At 72.4% G+C, this 18,691-nt stretch carries 15 protein-coding genes; 9 read left to right on the top strand and 6 right to left on the bottom strand.

What is annotated here, in order from left to right:
• Positions 1 to 8: 8 nt before the first annotated feature.
• Both ACIRQP_RS28535 and ACIRQP_RS28530 read right to left on the bottom strand, forming a co-directional pair.
• A complete protein-coding gene (locus ACIRQP_RS28535; RefSeq protein ID WP_403894488.1) occupies positions 9 to 797 on the bottom strand; it encodes a hypothetical protein in 789 nt (262 codons plus the stop codon).
• 410 nt (positions 798 to 1,207) lie between these two features.
• The gene (locus ACIRQP_RS28530; RefSeq protein WP_403894485.1) at positions 1,208 to 3,046 is read right to left on the bottom strand and encodes a PucR family transcriptional regulator; all 1,839 of its coding nucleotides are present in this window, start codon (positions 3,044 to 3,046) and stop codon (positions 1,208 to 1,210) included.
• Between the two features lie 245 nt (positions 3,047 to 3,291).
• Between ACIRQP_RS28530 and ACIRQP_RS28525 the strand changes: the two genes are divergently transcribed.
• The 6 genes from ACIRQP_RS28525 (at position 3,292) to ACIRQP_RS28500 (ending at position 10,830) form a co-directional block, all read left to right on the top strand.
• Positions 3,292 to 4,194: an FAD binding domain-containing protein gene (locus tag ACIRQP_RS28525; protein WP_403894482.1), complete on the top strand. Its 903-nt coding sequence runs from the start codon at positions 3,292 to 3,294 to the stop codon at positions 4,192 to 4,194.
• A gap of 2 nt (positions 4,195 to 4,196) precedes the next feature.
• Positions 4,197 to 4,808, top strand: a complete 612-nt coding sequence (locus ACIRQP_RS28520) for a (2Fe-2S)-binding protein (RefSeq protein WP_403894480.1) — start codon at positions 4,197 to 4,199, stop codon at positions 4,806 to 4,808.
• 2 nt (positions 4,809 to 4,810) lie between these two features.
• On the top strand, positions 4,811 to 7,225 hold the full coding sequence (locus ACIRQP_RS28515) for a xanthine dehydrogenase family protein molybdopterin-binding subunit (RefSeq protein ID WP_403894478.1): 2,415 nt from the start codon (positions 4,811 to 4,813) through the stop codon (positions 7,223 to 7,225).
• Between the two features lie 233 nt (positions 7,226 to 7,458).
• A complete protein-coding gene (locus ACIRQP_RS28510) occupies positions 7,459 to 8,919 on the top strand; it encodes an NCS2 family permease (RefSeq protein ID WP_403894476.1) in 1,461 nt (486 codons plus the stop codon).
• Positions 8,920 to 8,987: 68 nt separating this feature from the next.
• The gene (locus tag ACIRQP_RS28505; RefSeq protein ID WP_403894473.1) at positions 8,988 to 10,142 is read left to right on the top strand and encodes an XdhC family protein; all 1,155 of its coding nucleotides are present in this window, start codon (positions 8,988 to 8,990) and stop codon (positions 10,140 to 10,142) included.
• A gap of 280 nt (positions 10,143 to 10,422) precedes the next feature.
• The gene (locus ACIRQP_RS28500; protein WP_403894470.1) at positions 10,423 to 10,830 is read left to right on the top strand and encodes an RNHCP domain-containing protein; all 408 of its coding nucleotides are present in this window, start codon (positions 10,423 to 10,425) and stop codon (positions 10,828 to 10,830) included.
• Positions 10,831 to 10,904: 74 nt separating this feature from the next.
• Here the strand turns inward: ACIRQP_RS28500 and ACIRQP_RS28495 are convergent, their stop codons facing one another.
• The 3 genes from ACIRQP_RS28495 to ACIRQP_RS28485 all read right to left on the bottom strand — a co-directional run bounded on the left by ACIRQP_RS28495 (position 10,905) and on the right by ACIRQP_RS28485 (position 14,155).
• Positions 10,905 to 11,930 (bottom strand): LacI family DNA-binding transcriptional regulator, encoded by a 1,026-nt coding sequence (locus ACIRQP_RS28495; RefSeq protein ID WP_403894467.1) that lies wholly within the window; start codon positions 11,928 to 11,930, stop codon positions 10,905 to 10,907.
• Between the two features lie 207 nt (positions 11,931 to 12,137).
• Complete coding sequence (locus tag ACIRQP_RS28490; RefSeq protein WP_403894464.1) at positions 12,138 to 13,979, bottom strand: dihydroxyacetone kinase family protein; 1,842 nt, start codon at positions 13,977 to 13,979, stop codon at positions 12,138 to 12,140.
• The gene (locus tag ACIRQP_RS28485; RefSeq protein WP_403894462.1) at positions 13,976 to 14,155 is read right to left on the bottom strand and encodes a hypothetical protein; all 180 of its coding nucleotides are present in this window, start codon (positions 14,153 to 14,155) and stop codon (positions 13,976 to 13,978) included. The genes ACIRQP_RS28490 and ACIRQP_RS28485 overlap by 4 nt, the downstream gene beginning before the upstream one ends.
• A gap of 129 nt (positions 14,156 to 14,284) precedes the next feature.
• Between ACIRQP_RS28485 and ACIRQP_RS28480 the strand changes: the two genes are divergently transcribed.
• Complete coding sequence (locus ACIRQP_RS28480; RefSeq protein WP_403894459.1) at positions 14,285 to 15,028, top strand: GntR family transcriptional regulator; 744 nt, start codon at positions 14,285 to 14,287, stop codon at positions 15,026 to 15,028.
• An 80-nt stretch (positions 15,029 to 15,108) separates the two neighbouring features.
• Here the strand turns inward: ACIRQP_RS28480 and ACIRQP_RS28475 are convergent, their stop codons facing one another.
• Entirely contained in the window at positions 15,109 to 16,344 is a 1,236-nt protein-coding gene (locus tag ACIRQP_RS28475; RefSeq protein WP_403894456.1) for a lactonase family protein, read from the bottom strand.
• A 110-nt stretch (positions 16,345 to 16,454) separates the two neighbouring features.
• Between ACIRQP_RS28475 and ACIRQP_RS28470 the strand changes: the two genes are divergently transcribed.
• Both ACIRQP_RS28470 and ACIRQP_RS28465 read left to right on the top strand, forming a co-directional pair.
• A complete protein-coding gene (locus ACIRQP_RS28470) occupies positions 16,455 to 17,729 on the top strand; it encodes a VWA domain-containing protein (RefSeq protein WP_403894454.1) in 1,275 nt (424 codons plus the stop codon).
• Positions 17,729 to 18,601: a hypothetical protein gene (locus tag ACIRQP_RS28465; protein ID WP_403894451.1), complete on the top strand. Its 873-nt coding sequence runs from the start codon at positions 17,729 to 17,731 to the stop codon at positions 18,599 to 18,601. The genes ACIRQP_RS28470 and ACIRQP_RS28465 overlap by 1 nt, the downstream gene beginning before the upstream one ends.
• Positions 18,602 to 18,691 lie beyond the last annotated feature (90 nt).

Here is an 18,691-nt window from a genome sequence, read left to right as displayed (position 1 = left end):
CCGACCACTCAGACCGCGGGGGCCGCCGACGCCGGAGGGGTGAGCTGGTCCGCGAGCCAGGTGGGGACTCCGCCCAGCAGTCTGAACAGGCGGCCGGCCTCCGCGCGGAGACGGGTCGCCTCCGGCTCCGGTTCCGCGTCGGCCAGGGCCGCGAGGGCCGGCGCCGTGCCCACCAGATAGCCCAACTCCTCCCGGATACGCAGGGATTCGCCGAAGCCGTGCCGTGCCTCCGCCAACTCGCCCTCCCTCAGGGCCAGTCCGGCCAGATGACGCCAGGTGAAGGAGAGCAGGAGCGTCTCGCCGTGCGCCGTGGCGGCGGCGTGGGCGCGGCGGTACGCGGCGCGCGCCGACTGCGGGGAGTCCGCGAGGTGTTCGGCGACCAGACCGCGCCGGAAATCCAGTAGCGCGCGGCCGTGAGCCGTCGGATCCAGCAGCGCCGCCGCCCGCCCCAGCGCCGACCGGGCCTCGTCCGCCCGGTCGCGTACGCCGAGGACGGTGGAGGCGTAGGCGAGATGGCCGCGCTCGCACGCGGCGGCGCCCCGTTCGTGGTCCTCGCGCGCCGTGGCCTCCGCCGAGCGGAGCGCGTCCTCGGCCTCCTGCCAGCCGCCGCCCGTGAACAGGCAGCGCTCGACGAGCAGCGAGGCCCGCTGGAGCGTCCGGGCCGGGACGGAGGAGTGCGGTGCGAGCAGAGCCGCTGCGTCGGTCCAACAGCCGCGCGAGCGCAGCCGCCATACCGCGGTCTGGAGAGGGTCGTCACCAGCGGTGGTTCCGGAACCAGACATGGCGGTATGCGCCACATTGCCCTCCCGAGCGCGCCATTGTGCTGTTGAGTGTGGACGCATCTCAGCACGGATCGGCACGCCGGGCCAATAGGTCAGGTGAAAAATTTCACAATCGCTTGGTCATCGGCGGTGGCGGAGGGGAGCGGGTGACGGGCGTGCCAGGGGTCGCCGGCCGGGGCGCGCGGGACCGTCGGGAGGGCTGTCACCTGCGACGACCGGTACGGGAGGAGGCACGGCGGGCGCGCCGCGGTCCGTCCTCGCGGCGGGAACGGATCTTCTCGTGACCGATCCGGGTGATGGCGGTCAACCACCCGTCTCCCTGGCACCCGGTGACCGGCCGCCCCCGGAACGACCGACCACCTTCGCAAGGACGGACCACCTTCGCAAGGACAGGCCACCCCCGCCAGGACGGACCATCCGCGATCTCAGCTCATCCGCAACGCCAGGAAGAAGTCCAACTTGTCCTCCAGGCGCGCCAGATCCCGCCCCGTCAGCTGCTCGATCCTGCCCACCCGGTACCGCAGCGTGTTGACATGAAGATGCAGCCGGGCCGCACACCGGGTCCAGGAGCCGTCGCAGTCGAGGAACGCCTCCAGCGTCGGGATCAGTTCCGCGCGGTGGCGCCGGTCGTAGTCGCGCAGCGGGTCCAGCAGGCGTGCGGTGAAGGCGCGCCGTACGTCGTCCGGGACGAACGGCAACAGCAGTACGTGCGAGGCCAGTTCATGGTGGCCCGCCGCGCAGACCGGGCCCGGTCTGGCCGCCGCCACGCGGCGGGCGTGACGGGCTTCCTCCAGCGCGCCGCGCAGGCCGTCCGCCGAGTGCACCGCCGCGCTCACTCCCAGCGTCAGCCGGCCGTCGTCCGCGAGCCCCGCGGACAGCGGGGTCCGTACGGCGGCCAGCAGCGCGTCCGCGTGGAGGCCGGGGTCCGCGGTGTGGACGTCCAGGGGTTTCCCCGCCCCGCCCGCCCCGCCCGCCCCGCCCGCCCCGCCCGCCCCGCCGGGCTGCGACCCCTCGCCCGCATCCGGGACGGGTGCGGGATCCGCGGGCACCGCCGGCAGGGGTACCAGGGCGATCGCCTCGTCATCCGTATGGGCCACCGCGATCCGGTCGGAGGCGTCCGCGCCCGCCCCGGCCCCGGTGCCCGCCCCCGTCCACGCGGGGTCGACGAGGATCTCCTCCAGCAGCGACTGGGCCACCGGGCCGGCCTCGACCGGTGCCGCGCCGGTGCCGCCCGTACCGTTTCCGTTGGTGCCCGTGCCTTTCTGTGCCCACTCCACCCGGGCCACCACGACCTGCCAGTGCGGCGCTGCGCCCAGTCCGGGCAGCAGTACAGGGGCGGCCACCCGCAGCCGGGCGGCGATCTCGGCCGGGACGGCGCCCGTCTGCACCAGCTCCAGGATTTCCTGGGCGAGCCGGCGTCGTACCGTACGGGCCGCGTCGCGCCGGTCGCGTTCCACCGCGATCAGCTGTGTCACCCCCTGGAGCAGGTCCAGCCGGGCCGCGGGCCAGTCGCCCGCGTCCGCCTCGACCGCGAGCAACCAGTCGGAGAGCACGGTCTCACGCACATCCGGGAAGGCGGCCGGTGTGGTCCCGCGCCCCACATTGCGGACCGGGAAGAGGGAGTATGCCGTCCCGTCGACGGTCGTTCGATAGGGGCTACGGCGGCCGGTACGGGTGGCGGCCAGATGCTCGCCGGCCAGCGCGGCGGCCCTCGCCGGTGACAGCGGGGCACCGGCACCCGCGATCTGCCGCCCGGTGGGAGAGAGCACCCAGGCCCGCAGATCGAGGTCGGAGCCGAGGAGATCGAGGACCACATCGGGGCCGCCGCCCGCCGGGCCCGAGGTCATCAGCCTGCGGTGCCGGTCGACGACCGCCGCCAGATCCCCGGCGCGCTCGCCGGACACCTGGCGCACCACGTATTCCGTGACCGTCGCGAACGCCACGTCCTCGTTCACCGCGAAGAGCGGCAGCCGATGGTGCTCACACGCCGTGACCAGGTCGTCCGGGACAGCGCCCAGCTCCGCCTCGCCGGCGGCGAGCCCGGCCACCCCGGCGCCCGCGAGGATACGTACGAACGGTTCCGAGTCCTCGGCGGAGTGCCGCCAGGCGAGGCCGCTGAGGACCAGCTCTCCGCCCGACAGATAGCGGCTCGGGTCCCGCAGATCGGTGGTCATCACCCCGCGGACCGTCCGGTCCAGCTCCTTCTCGCCGCCGAGCAGTCGCAGGCCCAGCGCGTCGTTTTCCAGCAGTGCGCGCAGCCGCATCTCGTCGCCGCCGATCTCTGATTTCGCATCTTGCGTTTCGGCACGAAGACCTTGTGGTTACCGGGTCTTCGCCTTTCGTTCGAATCTACAAGACTTGGAAGCCGACCAGCCAATTCCTTCATGGTTTCGGTGACTGCACCAGGCGGAAGCGCTGCTTGTGTACTTGTGACACCGGCCGTCCCCGGAGCTCAGCGATCACCAGCGATCCCCAGCGATCACCAAGACGATCAAGAAGAGAGCCACAGATGGACTTCCTTCGCCCCGCCAGCTGGGAGGAGGCGCTCGCGGCCAAGGCCGAGCACCCCACCGCTGTGCCCATCGCGGGTGGCACGGACGTCATGGTCGAGATCAACTTTGATCACCGGCGGCCGGAGTACCTGCTCGATCTGAACCGGATCGGCGAGCTGCGTGACTGGGTGGTCGGCGAGGAGAACGTCCAGCTGGGCGCCTCCGTCCCGTACACCCACATCATGGAGCACCTGCGGACGGAGCTGCCGGGCCTCGCGCTCGCCTCGCACACCGTCGCCTCGCCGCAGATCCGCAACCGCGGGGGTGTCGGGGGCAACCTCGGCACCGCCTCCCCGGCCGGTGACGCGCACCCGGCGCTGCTCGCCGCGGGCGCCGAGGTCGAGGTCGAGTCGGTACGCGGCTCGCGCCGTATCCAGATCGACGCGTTCTACACCGGCGTGAAGCGCAACGCCCTCGAACCCGACGAACTGATCAAGTCGGTGCACATCAGGAAGGCGGACGGACCGCAGCAGTACTCGAAGGTCGGCACCCGCAACGCGATGGTCATCGCGGTCTGCGCCTTCGGGCTGGCCCTGCACCCCGAGACCCGGACCGTACGGACCGGAATCGGCTCGGCGGCGCCCACCCCCGTACGGGCGCGGGACGCCGAAACGTTTCTGAACGCGGCCCTCGACGAGGGCGGCTTCTGGGACAGCGGCAAGATCATCACGCCGTCCGTCGCCAAGCGGTTCGCGGAACTCGTCGCGGGTGCCTGCAACCCCATCGACGATGTGCGCGGCACCGCGAAGTACCGCCGTCACGCGGTCGCCATCATGGCCCGCCGCCAGCTCGGCTGGACCTGGGAGCAGTACCGCGCCGACGGCGGCGGCACCGACCGGACCCTCGAAGGAGCTGCATAGCCATGCGCGTCAACTTCACCGTCAATGGCCGCAGGCAGGAAGCCGACGACGTCTGGGAGGGCGAGAGCCTGCTGTACGTACTGCGCGAGCGCATGGGCCTTCCGGGTTCGAAGAACGCCTGTGAGCAGGGCGAATGCGGCTCCTGTACGGTACGGCTCGACGGCGTCCCGGTCTGTTCCTGTCTGGTGGCGGCCGGCCAGGCCGAGGGCCGCGAGGTCATCACCGTCGAGGGCCTGGCGGACTACGCCAGACACCGCGACAGCGCGCAACCCGGCGACGGCCGCGCCCCGGGTGCGTGCGGTACGGGCCTCGCGGGCGGTACGAGCCTTCAGAGCGCCCGGCAGTGGCAGGCCGGGGGTACGGACTCAGGGACCGGTGAGGCGGGTGAACTCGCCCCGATCCAGCAGGCGTTCATCGACGCGGGCGCCGTACAGTGCGGCTTCTGCACGCCGGGCCTGCTGGTCGCGGCCGACGAGATGCTGGAGCGCAACCCCTCCCCGAGCGACGCGGACATCCGTGAGGCGCTGTCGGGCAACCTCTGCCGCTGCACGGGCTACGAGAAGATCCTCGACGCGGTCCGTCTCGCGGCCGCCCGTCAGGAAGAGGCGGTCTGAGCATGGCCACGACTGGTTCACCCTCCGGCCCCGGGGCCCCCGCCGGGGCCCCCACCACGATCAGCCAGGGCTCGCAGACCAGGGGCGGCATCGGCGAGTCGACGCTCCGTCCCGACGGCATACTCAAGGTCACCGGCGAGTTCGCGTACTCCTCCGACATGTGGCACGAAGACATGTTGTGGGGTCACACATTGCGCTCCACCGTGGCGCACGCCGAGATCAGATCGATCGACACAACCGAGGCGCTCGCGACCCCCGGTGTCTACGCCGTACTGACCTATGACGATCTCCCGACGGCCGTCAAGAACTACGGTCTGGAGATCCAGGACACCCCCGTCCTCGCCCACGGCAGGGTCCGGCATCATGGCGAGCCGGTCGCCCTGGTGGCCGCCGACCACCCCGAGACCGCCCGCCGCGCCGCCGCCAGGATACGGATCGACTACGCCGAACTGCCGGTCGTCACCGATGAGGCATCCGCGACCGCGCCCGGCGCCCCGCTGATCCACGAGAACCGCGACGACCACCACATCGGGCATGTCCCGCACCCGAACATCGTCCACCGTCAGCCGATCGTCCGGGGCGACGCCGACGCGGCGGCCGCGCGCGCCGATGTGATCGTCTCCGGCGACTATGTCTTCGGCATGCAGGACCAGGCGTTCCTGGGCCCCGAGTCCGGCCTCGCGGTGCCCGCCGAGGACGGCGGCGTCGATCTGTATGTCGCCACCCAATGGCTCCACTCCGATCTGCGCCAGATCGCGCCCGTGCTCGGCCTGTCCGAGGACAAGGTCCGGATGACGCTCTCCGGCGTCGGCGGTGCCTTCGGCGGCCGGGAAGACCTCTCCATGCAGATCCACGCCTGTCTGCTGGCCCTGCGCACCGGCAAGCCGGTGAAAATCGTCTACAACCGGTTCGAATCCTTCTTCGGTCATGTGCACCGGCACCCCGCGAAGCTCTGGTACGAACACGGCGCGACGCGCGACGGCAGGATCACCCACATGAAGTGCCGGATCGTGCTGGACGGCGGCGCGTACGCCTCCGCCTCCCCGGCCGTCGTCGGCAACGCCTCGTCCCTCTCCGTCGGCCCGTATGTCATCGAGGACGTCGACATCGAGGCGATCGCGCTCTACACCAACAACCCGCCCTGCGGCGCGATGCGTGGCTTCGGCGCCGTCCAGGCGTGCTTCGCGTACGAGGCGCAGATGGACAGGCTGGCGGCGGCGCTGGACCTGGATCCGGTGGAGTTCCGGCAGCTCAACGCCATGGAACAGGGCTCGTTGCTGCCGACCGGACAGCGCGTCGACTCCCCGGCGCCCGTCGCCGAACTGCTGCGCCGGGTCAAGGCCAGACCGCTCCCGCCCGAGCAGCAGTGGCTCACGGCCGGTGAGGCGCCCGACGTACGGGCGCTGCCCGGTGGGCTCTCCAACACCACCCATGGCGAAGGGGTCGTGTTGGGCGTCGGCTACGCGGTCGGCATCAAGAACGTCGGCTTCTCCGAGGGCTTCGACGACTACTCCACCGCGCGCGTGCGGCTCGAAGTGATCAACGGGGTGCCGGTCGCCGTCGTCCACACCGCGATGGCGGAGGTCGGCCAGGGCGGCGTCACCGTACACGCCCAGATCGCCCGTACCGAACTCGGCGTCGCGCAGGTCACCATCCAGCCGGCCGACACCCGGGTCGGCTCGGCGGGGTCCACCTCGGCCTCCCGTCAGACGTATGTCACGGGCGGAGCGGTGAAGCACGCCTGCGAGAACGTCCGGGAGAAGGTCCTGGAGATCGGCCGGCGCAAGTTCGGTACGTACCACCCCGCCTGGGCCACCGCCGAGTTGCTGCTCGAAGGCGGCAAGATCGTCACCGACGGCGGCGAGGTCCTCGCTGATCTGGTGGACGTGCTGGAGGACGAGGCGGTGGATCTGGAGCTGGAGTGGCGCCACCGTCCGACCCAGCCCTTCGACCTCAGGACGGGACAGGGCAACGGCCATGTCCAGTACTCCTTCGCCGCGCACCGCGCGGTCGTCGAGGTGGACACCGAACTGGGGCTGGTCAAGGTCATCGAACTGGCCGTCGCCCAGGATGTCGGCAAGGCGCTCAACCCGCTCTCCGTCCTGGGCCAGATCCAGGGCGGCACCACGCAGGGCCTGGGGGTGGCGGTGATGGAGGAGATCATCGTCGACCCCAAGACCGCGAAGGTGCGCAACCCGTCCTTCACGGACTATCTGATCCCCACCATCCTCGATACACCGACGATCCCCGTCGACGTACTCGAACTGGCCGATGAACACGCGCCGTACGGTCTGCGCGGCATCGGCGAGGCTCCGACCCTCTCGTCAACTCCCGCCGTACTGGCGGCCATCAGGAACGCGACGGGTCTGGAGCTGAACAGGACGCCGGTACGTCCCGAGCACCTCACCGGCACCTGACGCACCATCAGTTCCCACCCGGACCTACCCACCCCAGCCCGACCCACCCCCACCCACCAGCCCCACCCACCAGTCCCACCAGCAGTCCCCGGGCGGCGCCGCTCGTGCCGCCCGGGACCTCGCCTTTGATTCGTCTCGGGCCGTCCCCCGGGTCGTGCAGCCCACGCACCATCCCAAATCCCGCATCCCCGTCTCTTCGCGGGTGCCCCTTTGAACCTTGGGAGCAGGCATACATGACCCATTCGTCAGTGGAGCCAAGGACCACCGCCGAGGACGCCGGCGCCGGCTCACGTCCCCCGGCCGGCAAGTCCTGGCTCGACCGGTACTTTCACATATCCCACCGCGGCTCGACCGTCGCGCGCGAACTGCGCGGCGGTGTCACGACCTTCATGGCCATGGCGTACATCCTGCTGCTCAACCCGCTGATCCTCTCCGGCGAGGACGTCGCCGGCGACACCCTCGGCCAGAAGGCCCTGATCACCGCGACCGCCTTCGCCGCCGCGCTGACCACCCTGCTGATGGGCTTCGTGGGCAAGGTGCCCCTCGCGCTCGCCGCCGGGCTCTCCGTCTCCGGTGTGGTGGCCGGACAGGTCGTGCCCGTGATGACCTGGCCGCAGGCCATGGGCATGTGCGTGATGTACGGAGCGGTGATCTGCCTGCTGGTGGTCACCGGCCTGCGGGAAATGATCATGAACGCCATCCCGCTCGCGCTCAAGCACGCGATCACCATGGGCATCGGCATGTTCATCGCGCTGATCGGACTGGTGAAGGCGGGCTTCGTGCACGCCTCGCAGGGCGGGGGGCCGGTCACGCTCGGCCCCACCGGTGAACTCGCCGGCTGGCCCGTCCTGATCTTCTGCGTCACCCTGCTGCTCATCTTCATGCTCCAGGCCCGCGATGTGCCCGGCGCCATCCTGATCGGCATCGTCATCGGCACGGTCATCGCCGTCGTCCTCAACGCCGCGGGCGGCATCAGCCCCAAGGCGTGGAACAGCGGCCCGCCGGAGCTGACCGGCAGCGCCGTCTCCATGCCCGACTTCTCGCTCTTCGGGAAGGTCGAGTTCGGCGGCTGGGGGCAGGTCGGCGCGATGACCGTCGGCATGATCGTCTTCACCCTCGTGCTCGCGGGCTTCTTCGACGCGATGGCCACCATCATCGGCGTCGGTACGGAAGCCGGGCTCGCCGACGACAAGGGCCGGATGCCGGGCCTGTCCAAGGCGCTGTTCATCGACGGCGCGGGCGGTGCCATCGGCGGGGTGGCGGGCGGCTCGGGACAGACCGTCTTCGTCGAGTCCGCGACGGGTGTCGGCGAGGGAGCGCGTACCGGCTTCGCCTCCGTCATCACCGGCCTCCTCTTCGCGGCCTGTCTCTTCTTCACCCCGATCACCCAGATCGTCCCGGGGGAGGTCGCGGCGGCGGCCCTGGTCGTCATCGGCGCGATGATGACGCAGAACGCACGGCACGTCGACTGGGGCGATCGCGCCGTCGCCATCCCGGTCTTCCTGACCGTCGTCCTGATGCCGTTCACGTACTCCATCACCGCCGGGGTCGCGGCGGGCGTCCTCTCGTACGTCGCGATCCGGATCGCCCAGGGCCGGGCCCGCGAGATCGGGGCCTTCATGTGGGGCCTCACCGTGATCTTCGTGGTCTTCTACGCGCTCCACCCGATCGAATCCTGGCTGGGCGTCTCCTGACCCGGCCTCCCCCGCGCCCGACGGCACCCACCCACCCGACCGCACCCACCCGACCTGAGGAGACCGACATGCTGGACATCGCCGAAGAGCTGAACCGGTGGGTCGAGCAGGGACGTGACTTCGCCGTCGCCACGGTCGTGGCGGTCACCGGCAGCGCGCCCCGCCTGCCGGGAGCCGCGCTCGCCGTCGACAGCGCGGGCACGGCGATCGGCTCGGTCTCCGGCGGCTGTGTGGAGGGGGCCGTGTACGAGCTGTGCCAACAGGCCCTCCAGGACGGCACCACCGTCCTGGAGCGGTTCGGCTACAGCGACGAGGACGCCTTCGCCGTAGGGCTGACCTGCGGTGGGGTCATCGACATCCTGGTGACGCCGGTACGGTCCGACGCCGCTGGACGCGCCCCGCGGGCGGTGTTCGCGGCGGCGCTGTCCACCGCCGCCCGGGGGGACGCGGCGGCGCTCGCGCGGATCACCGAAGGACCGGACGCGCTCCGGGGCCGCGCCCTGCTGGTGCGCCCCGACGGATCGTACGAGGGCGGCCTCGGCGGCCACCCGCGGCTGGACCGTACGGCGGCGGCCGAGGCCCGCGCCCTGCTGGACGCGGGCCGTACCGGCACGGTCGTACTGGGGGAGCGTGGATCGCGGTGCGGGCAGCCGCTGACGCTGCTGGTCGAGTCGAGCGTCCCGCCGCCGCGCATGATCGTCTTCGGTGCCATCGACTTCGCCGCCGCGCTGGTGCGTACCGGCGCGTTCCTCGGCTACCACGTGACCGTCTGCGACGCGCGCCCCGTCTTCGCCACCCGCGACCGCTTCCCCGACGCGGACGAGATCGTGGTCGACTGGCCGCACCGCTATCTGGCGTCGACGGCGGTCGACAGCCGTACGGTGCTCTGCGTGCTCACCCACGACGCCAAGTTCGATGTGCCCCTGCTGGAGCTCGCCCTCAGGCTTCCCGTCGCCTTCGTCGGCGCGATGGGCTCACGCCGTACCCACGAGGACCGCAACAGACGGCTGCGCGAGATCGGCGTCACCGAGCGCGAACTCGCCCGGCTGCACTCGCCGATAGGGCTCGACCTCGGGGCCCGTACGCCCGAGGAGACCGCGCTGTCGATCGCGGCGGAGATCGTCGCGGTCCGACAGGGCGGCAGCGGAGTCCCGCTGACGGGCGCGCACACCCCGATCCACCATGACGGGCCGAGGACGCGGGCGATCGGGTCGGTCGCCTGAGTGCGCCGCCGGTCGGACCTCCGGATATCCGGATATTCGGTTGTCACACGGGCCCGGCCGCCTGTTTCATCGAGGCGGCGCTCACCGCGGGCTCCTGACGAGTGTTCTCAAAGGGTGGTGTTGTATGCCTGTGGCCGGTCGGAACCGTTCTCATGACCGAGGCAGTTCTCTCTCCGTGATGCCTCCGCGGCACCGCTGCTGACCCGCACGGCCGACAGGCATCGGCGACCTGAGCGAACTTCCCTGGTACGAGACGGCGTTCACCCCCGACCGTCCGAGCATGACACCAGGAGTCGTTCTCACGATGTCCCGCAACTCCCGTAACACGTCAAAACGCGCGCGGCTCGAAGCGCGCGCCGAATCCTTCCGCTGTCTCCACTGCGGTCTCGACGTACCGATGACCGCGGCTGGCACCGGCCACCGCAACCACTGCCCGAACTGCCTGTGGAGCCGTCATGTCGACGACATCCCGGGCGACCGGGCCGCCGACTGCGGTGCCCGGATGGAGCCGCTCGCCATCTCCGTACGCGGGGACGGCGAGTGGGTACTCGTGCACCGCTGCGTCCACTGCGACGTACTGCACGCCAACCGGACGGCGGGCGACGACAACGTCCTGCCGCTCACCCGGCTCGCCGTACGACCGTTGGCCCAGCCGCCGTTCCCCCTGGAGCGACTCGGCTCGCTCTGAGCGTGAACGGTCGCCGCGCCGGGCCGTACCCCCACGGGACACGGCCCGGCGCGGCGCGGTCCTGCCGGCGCCGTTCACCCCGAGGCGCGTCGCACCAGTTCCGTGCGCAGGACCACGTGCTGCCAGGCCGCCGAGGAGTCGTTGATCGTCTCCAGCAGCACCCGGGCCATCGTGCGCCCCATCTCCTCCACCGGCTGGCGCACCGACGTCAGTTGAGGGTCCGTGTGGCGGGCGAGGGGGGAGTCGTCGAACCCCACCACCGCCACATCCTCGGGGACTCTGCGGCCCGCCGCTCGCAGGGTGTGCAGGGCGCCCACCGCCATCAGGTCCGAGGCGGCGAACACCGCGTCGAGATCCGGGTGGAGGCGCAGCAGCTCCGCCATCGCGCGGCGTCCGCTCTCCTCGGTGAAGTCGCCGTGCGCGATCCGGGCGGGGGCGGGGCCGGCGGGGTGTTCGCGTACCGCCTCCTCGTATCCGCGCAGACGGCACCGCGCCACATACATGTCCAGCGGACCGGTGATGGTGGCGATCGCCCGGCGTCCGGACGAGGACAGATGGTGTACGGCGGCCCGGGTGCCGCCCACGTTGTCGGAGTCGACGTACGACACCGATTCGTCCCCGGACCTGCGACCGCCGAGGACCGTCGGCATCTCCATCTCGGCCAGCAGATCGGGCAGCGGGTCGCTGCCGTGGACGGAGACCAGGAGGACACCGTCGATCCGGCGGGCGCGCGCGTACTGGAGGAAGCGGTGGCGCTCCTTCTCCGTGCGGACGAGGGTGAGCAGGAGTTGCAGATCGGTGTCGGCGAGACCGTCGCCCACGCCGTGCACGATCTCGGAGAAGTACGGCTCGGCGAAGAAGCGTTTCCCGGTCTCGGGTATCACCAGGGCCACGGCGTCGGTACGGCTGCCCGCCAGCGCGCGGGCGGCCCGGTTGGGTATGTAGCCGAGCTGGGCGATGGCCCGCTCGACCAGATGTCGCGTGGTGTCCTTCACCCGGGGTGAGTTGTTGATGACGCGGGACACCGTGCCCCGGCCGACGCCCGCGAGCGCGGCGACCTCCTCCAGGGTGGGCTGGCTCGTACGGCCCTTCGTCACCATCGTGCGACCTCCAGTCTGGGCCCGGGGCTGCCGGCGGGAACGGGAAGCGCCGTGGGACACGCGGTGCGGGCGGGGAACGGGCCTGCCGCCATCCAACCACCGGGGACGGCGCGGTGGTGCCGCTGTGCCGCTACGCCGCTGCCACCACGCCGCCGCTCCCGGGGTTCCGTGATCGACAGCGGACCTCGGTCGCGGTGATACGCGGCATCAGTGCTTCTCCTCGGGGGAGTTGGCGCCGGGGGAGTTGGGGCCGAGAGAGCTGACGGCGTCGGCGGAGCCGGGTGTGAGGGCGGCGACGATCAGGGCGAACGAGACGGCCCCCGGGTCGGGCGAGCCGAGGCCCCGGACCCCGTGGGTACGGGCCCGGCCCAGGCGCGCGGCGATGGCGGCGGTCGCCTCGGCGGCCTCGCCCGCGGCCCGCGCGGCCTGCGCCCACGCGGCGGCGAACCCGGCCGTGGGCAGGGCCGCCTCCAGCCGGTCGGCGAACGGCACGGCAGCGTCCACCAGCGTCTTGTCGCCGGGTCTCGCTCCGCCGATCCGCAGCACCGTGTCCACCGCGGCCCGCACGGCACGGGTCAGCCGGGCACCGTCGGCGCCGTCGCGTCCGGTGGTGACGCCGTCGCGTCCGGCGGTACGGCCGTCGCGCTCGGCCGTGACGCCGTCGTGGTCGCCGAGCACCGCGCCGAACGACGTCAGCGCCGCGCCCCACAGCGCGCCGGAGGTGCCGCCGGCCCGCTCCGACCAGGCCGCGCCGGCGTGCGCCAGCACCGTACCGGCGCCGGCACCGAGGGCCGCCGCCTCCCGCGCGGCCGCCGCCGCGGCCTCGGCCCCGCACCGCATCCCGATGCCGTGGTCGCCGTCGCCCGCCACGGCGTCGAGGTCCCCGAGCCGCGCCTCATGGACCACCACGGTGTCGCGGACCGTCAGCAGGGCCTCGGCCAGCCGCGCCCCCAGGGCCCGTGAACCGGGGCCGCCCGGTACGACCGGCGGCACCCGGTGGGTGGTGGTCAGATCGTCGGTACGCGGCGGCCGGGGCGCGAGGGCGCCCCGGCGGAAGGCGGGGGTGGCGGCCGGAGCCGTCCACAGCGCTTCCAGTTCGGCGTCGAGGAAGGTCAGGGTGAGGGAGAGCCCGGCCATCCCGAGGCTGGTGATCTGCTCGCCGATCACCGGCGCGACGATGGTCAGGCCCTCGGCGGCCAGCCGCTCGGCCACGCGGCGGTGGACGACGTACATCTCCTCGTACGTGGTCCCGCCCAGGCCGTTGAGCAGCAGCGCCACCCGGTCGGATCCGCCCACGCCGGCGGATGCCGCCGCCCGCTCCGCCAGGACGCTGTCCACCAGGAGGTCGGCGGCCCGGTCGGCGGCGGGCAGGGGGAGTTCCGCGATCCCGGGCTCGCCGTGGATGCCGAGGCCGATGCTCGTCCGCCCGGCGGGGACGGTGAACAGCGGCCGGTCCGCGCCCGGCAGGGTGCAGCCACCGGAGGCGAGGCCGAGCGAGCGGGTGGCCGCGTTGGCCCTGCGGCCCGCCCGTACGGCCGCGTCGATACCGAGACCGGCCTCGGCCGCGGCACCGAGGATCTTCAGTACGGGGAAATCGCCCGCGATGCCGCGGCGCGGCGCGGTGTCGTCGGCCGGTCCCGACGCGATGTCGTCGGTGACCGCGAGGGTCCTGGCGTCCACGCCTTCGGCACGGAGCTGTTCGGCCGCCCGCCCGAAGTGCAGGGTGTCCCCGGCGTAGTTGCCGAAGCCGAGGATCACACCGCCGCCGTTGCCGGCGGCCCGTGCCACCGAGCAGATCCGCGAGGCTGAGGGGGAGGCGAAGACCTGGCCGCAGGCCGCGCCGTGCGCGAAGCCGGGCCCGACCCAGCCGGCGAACGCGGGGTAGTGGCCGGTGCCGCCGCCGATGACGACGGCGACCTGGCCCGGCGGGGTGGCCGAGGCGCGGACGACGCCGCCGTGCACCGCACGGACCTCATCCGCGTGGGCGGCGGCGAACCCGGCCAGGGCCTCGTCGGCGAAGGCGCGCGGGTCGTTCGTCAGCGTGGTCACGGCCGGACCCCCTCGGCGTGGACCGGACCGTCGGAGCCCGCCGCCGGGGCGGGTTCGAGGGCGGGCCGGCAGAGGGAGGGCGCGAGGGTAGGCCGGTGGTTGATGCCCCCGCCCTCGATGTGCGGGGACTGAAGGACGGCGGCGCCGATGGGCCAGTCCTGTGCGGTGTGGGACATCGTCGTCTCCGGGTCTGTCAGAGGTGGCCGCGACCGGGATGTGGATCATAGACCCTATAGGATCTACTCAATAGGAGACACTCCGCGACCTCGTCCGGCCGGCCCGGTGACGCTAGGATGGCGAGCGAGATGAACAGGAACGAGACCAGTGACCTGGCCGCCCCGGCCGCCGGCCGTAAGCCGGTAGTGCCTCGCCGGGCCCTCCGCGACGGCGTGTACGACGCGATTCTGGAGAGGCTGCTCGACGGCTCGGCCCCGCAAGGGAGTTCGCTCGGTATCGACTCCCTCGCCCGGGAGCTGGAGGTGTCGCCGACCCCGGTGCGCGAGGCGCTCGTCCAGCTCGAAGACACCGGTCTGATCTCGCGGGTGGCGCTCAAGGGCTACCGCGTCGCCCCGCCGCTGTCACCGCGGCAGCTCGCGGAGCTGTTCGACCTGCGCACGGTCCTGGAGACCGCGGCCGTGGAGCGCGCGGTCTCCCGGACCGACGAGCTGGTGCCCGAGCTGCGTGCCGCACACGCCCGGCACGTGCTGCGCGCCCATCGCGTACGGACGTCACGCACGTCGCGGGGCGCGCACGGCCGGCCGGCCGACTTCTCCGATGTGCGTGAGTACGTCGCGGCGGACTGGGAGTTCCACCTCACGATCATCCGGGCCTCCGGCAACCGCTTCCTCCTCAGGACCGCCGAGTCCCTGAGCGCCCAGGTGCAGCGGCGGCGGCGGACCGCCGACCCCGGCACGACCGACGTCGACGTGGCCGTGGACGAACACGCGGCGATCCTGGCGGCGTTCGAGTCCGGCGACCCCGAACGCCCGGTCGTGGCCATGCGTGAGCATCTGGCCGCGGCGGCGCGGCGCGGGTCCGCCGACGGCTGACCGGTCTCGTCCCGCCGGCTCCTCACGGCACGGCTTTCGCCTTCACATATCCCATAGGATCTCTGATGTCCGATGCTTGCCTACAGCGGAAGCACGCAGACAGCCACCGGCGACGGGAACGCCGCGCCGGCCGAGCGCAGTTCGCCGCTGTCCGGGTCGACATGGAAGACCGTCACCGAGTTCGACCGCTGATTGGCGGCGAACAGCAGATCCCCGGAGGGGGAGAGGGCGAGCTGCCGGGGGAAGTCGCCGCCGACCGGCACGGTGTCGAGCAGCCGCAGCCTCGCGCCGGACGCCTCGACGGCGTACCGCGTCAGGCTGTTGTGACCGCGATTGGCGAGATACGCGAAGGCCCCGTCTCCGGTGACCACCAGCTGGGCCGGGAAGTTGCCGCCCGCCTGCCCCGCGCCGGTGGACTGCGGCTCGCCGGGGGTGAGTTCACCGGTCGCGGGGTCGTACGCGCAGACGACGACGGTGTTGTCCAGCTCGTTGGCCAGATAGGCGAACGCGCCCGACGGGTGGAAGGCGAGATGGCGAGGGCCCGCGCCGGGGCGCAGCCGCGCGTAAGAGACCTGGGCCAGCGTCCCGGCCGAGGTGTCGAGGCGGTACGTGTAGACGGTGTCGTTGCCGAGGTCGACGGCGAGTACATGGCCGCCGTCCGGCGTGGTGAGGATCTGGTGGGCGTGCGGCCCCTGCTGCCCGGGGCCCGGCGGCGGCGCGGAGTGCGTGACCAGGTCCGTACGCTCGCCCAGCGCGCCCGAGTCCCCGATGGGGTGCACGGCGACGCTGCCGGAGGTGTAGTTGGCGCTCAGCAGCCAGTCTCCGCCGGGGTGCACCGACAGATGAGTGGGCCCGGCGCCGCCCGTGGCGCGTGTACCCAGCACGGTCGGGCTCCCGCCCCCGGCCCCGGGCAGGGCGATCGCCGTGACGCCGCCGTCCTGTTGCTCATTGACGGTGTAGAGCGTGGTGCCGTCCGGATGGACGGCGAGATACGAGGGATTGTCGACGCCGGTGACCGTACCGGCGCCCGAGATCGCGCCCGTCACCGTGTCGTACGTGGCCAGGCCGACTCCGGTGCCGCCGCCTTCGGCGGAGGTGTACGTCCCGAGGAACAGCGGCCGGGAGGCGGCGCGCGGGCGGGCGGGAACGGGGGCCGCGGCGTGGGCCGGGACGGCGAAAGGAGCGGGCGCCGCCGCGACGACCGAGGCGGCGGCGAGCGCCCCCGCGCCCAGGAAGCGGCGGCGGTTCAGGCGGCGGCGGTCCGGGCCGCCGGCGGAATCGGTGAATCGCTTGGACGGTTCGGTGTTCCCGTGCATGACGTCACCTCGTGGGGGTCGGCAAGGATGCTGACGGACAGCTGATGAACCGCTGACGGGCCGTCAATTCCTGTTTGGTCCGGTGGGGGAACTCTCACTATCATCCGGCGATGATCATAAGTAAATGGCCGGCAGCCGCCGCGTGCGGTCTGGTGGCCACCCTGGCCGTAGGGCTCTTCCCTCCCGCCGCTGCCGCCGCCGACGAACCTACCGGGAAACCGGCCCCGAAGGTCGATCTGGTCCTCGATGTCAGCGGCTCGATGCGGACCCGCGACATCGACGGCCAGTCCCGGATGACGGCGGCGAAACAGGCGTTCAACGAGGTGCTCGACGCGGTTCCGCAGGAAGTGGAGCTGGGCATCCGCACCCTCGGCGCCGACTACCCCGGCAAGGACACCAAGGTCGGCTGCAAGGACACCAAGCAGCTCTACCCGGTGGGGCCGCTGGACCGTACCGAGGCGAAGACCGCGGTGGCCACACTCGCCCCCACCGGCTGGACACCCATCGGCCCCGCACTCCTCGGCGCCGCCGACGACCTGGAGGGCGACGGCGACGCCACCCGGCGCATCGTCCTCATCACCGACGGCGAGGACACCTGTGCCCCGCTCGACCCCTGCGAGGTCGCGCGCGAGATCGCGGCCAAGGGCATCCATCTCACCATCGACACCCTGGGCCTCGTCCCCGACGACAAGACTCGGCGGCAGCTGACCTGTATCGCCGAAGCCACCGGCGGCACCTTCACCTCAGTCCAGCACACCGATGAACTCTCCCGCCGCGTCACGCAGTTGGTGGACCGCGCGGCCGACCCGGTCGTCACTCCGGTGGCCACCGAGGGCGCCGCGCGCTGCGCCGACGCCCCGCGGATCAAGCCCGGCCTCTACAGCGACCGCGAGAAGTTCTCCGAGCACCGCTGGTACCGCGTGGACGTGCTGCCCGGCCAGGAGCTGCGCGCCTCCGTCAGCGTCGGCGCCGACCGCGCCGTCAACCGGGACTACGGCGTGCTGCTGCGCGCCGTGACCGTACACGGCAGGGAGATCGTCCGCGGCTCGGAAGCGGGCGACGGACGCACCGACGTGATCTCGTCGGGGCTGCGCTACCCGAAGCCGCCGCTCGACAACGAGGACGAGGTGAAGCCGGCCACCGAGACGGTCTGTCTCCAGGTCGGCAACGCCTTCTCCGCGCCCCCCTCCGTCAAGACCACCCCGGGCCTGCCCGTCGAGCTGAGCGTCGACCTGGTCGACTCGCCCGACGAGGCGTCCGACGCCGCCGCGTTCGGTCTCGGCCGCGGCTGGTGGCTGCTCGGCACCCTGGCCCTCACCGGACTGGTCGCCGGACTGCTCTGGGGCTGGCTCTCGCGCCTGCGTCTCGTATGGAGGAGCAACTGATGCGTATCACCGGTATGTTCACGGGTTCCCTGCTGGCCGGTGTGCTGCTTCTCGGTACGGCGGGGGGTGCCGTCGCCGACGGGACCCCGACGCCCACCGGCAGCTCGTCCGACGGCTCCAACGGCTCCGACACCGCCGAGGCGCTGACCGAGGCCGGGACCTCGTTCCGTACGGCCACCGCGTTCCGGCCGGGCCAGCGGGCCACGGCGGACGGCTCCTCGGGCGACTACCTGTACTGGGTGTTCCCCGCGGACGCCGGGCAGCGCCCGACCGTCACGGCGAAGGTCACCCTCCCCGAGTCCGCCGCGGCCAGGAAGGGCGCGACCACCTGGCAGGTGGACGTCTACGACGGACTGCGCCGCCGCCAGCCGTGTATGTACGGCGCCCAGACCAAGGCGCTCGCGGCCGACGCGCGCACGGTCGAGCTGCGGTGCACCCTGCGTACCGTACGGGCCTGGGCGGAGCCGTGGTCCAACGATCCGCTGCCGGGCAGCTACTACATACGGCTGACCGTCCTGAACGCGCAGGAGGTGGACCTCGGGCTGCCGGTACGGGCGGAGATCGAGGCCGCCACGCCGGACAAGGGCGGGGCCTCGGCGGTCGGCGGGCAGCTGGCCGTCCCGCTGACCCCGGGCCGTACCACTGTCGCGGCGGCCGACGACGGAGACGGGACCGGGACCGACAGCGGTCCGGGCGACGGAGCGCGGCCGTCCGCCTCCGGTGTCGAGCCCGAGGACGGCTGGTCCTCCGGCTGGTGGACAGACCGCTGGATCTGGACCGCCGCCGGCGGTGTGCTCGGCGCGCTCGCGGGCATCGGCGGCTACGCCCTCGCGCGCCCGTCCCGCCGCCCGACGGGGCCGCGCGGCGCCTGAGACACGAGGCATGCGGCGCCTGAGGCAAGGGGCGCGCGGCGCCTGAGACACCGGCGGCGCGGCGCCTGAGAGACGGGTCGCGTACGGCGA

Source organism: Streptomyces sp. NPDC102274, assembly GCF_044766385.1.
GTDB lineage: Bacteria > Actinomycetota > Actinomycetes > Streptomycetales > Streptomycetaceae > Streptomyces.
The sequence above is the reverse complement of the archived record's forward strand: the minus strand, read 5'-3'. Positions and strand labels throughout refer to the sequence as shown.